The sequence below is a fragment of the Hyphomonas chukchiensis genome (genome assembly GCF_000682695.1).
Taxonomy (GTDB): Bacteria; Pseudomonadota; Alphaproteobacteria; order Caulobacterales; family Hyphomonadaceae; genus Hyphomonas; species Hyphomonas chukchiensis.
Genome location: NZ_AWFG01000095.1, coordinates 1 through 569, shown reverse-complemented (window position 1 = coordinate 569; position 569 = coordinate 1). Strand labels below are relative to the sequence as shown.

Below are 569 nucleotides of genomic sequence, written 5' to 3'. Positions count from 1 at the left end.
ATGGCGTCAGCAAGCGTGCTCCGGGCGGGCACCTGCGCCAGCTGGCTTTCGAGCCAGAGACGCAGATTTTCAACACGCGGAGCGGACATTTTGCGGCGTGCCGCAAGCCGCCATGCCGGGGCTTTTCCGCGGACGTCCGCCTCGACTGCATAGAGGTCGGCGATACGGCGGAGGGCCTCTTCAGCAATGGGCGACCCGGTTGCTTGAGCCACGTCATAGAACTTTCGCCGTGTGTGCGCCCAACAGGCTGCGAGCGTCACATCCGGGCGGGCGGCAACTTGCTCGAACCCGGCATACCCATCGACATGAAGGACGCCTTTGAAGTCACGGAGATGGGCAATCGGGCGCTCCGCTTTCCGGTCCGGAGCGAACAGGAACACTGCAGCGGGCGGGTCTGCCCCGCCCCAGCCGCGTTGCTCCCGGGCATAGACCCAGAGCCTTCCGGTCTTGGTCTTTCCCCGGCCCGGATCAAGCACAGGAACGGGCGTGTCATCGGCGAACAAATGATCCGAAGCGAACACCTCCGCGCAGAGTTTTTCATGCAGAGCTTCCAGCCACCAGCAGGCGCC

Annotated in this window: 1 protein-coding gene; it reads right to left on the bottom strand. The window is 64.5% G+C overall.

What is annotated here, in order from left to right; all coding sequences use genetic code 11:
- Positions 1–569, bottom strand: a 569-nt coding sequence (locus tag HY30_RS18205; RefSeq protein ID WP_034744479.1) for an IS66 family transposase, incomplete at both ends; no start/stop codon positions are given.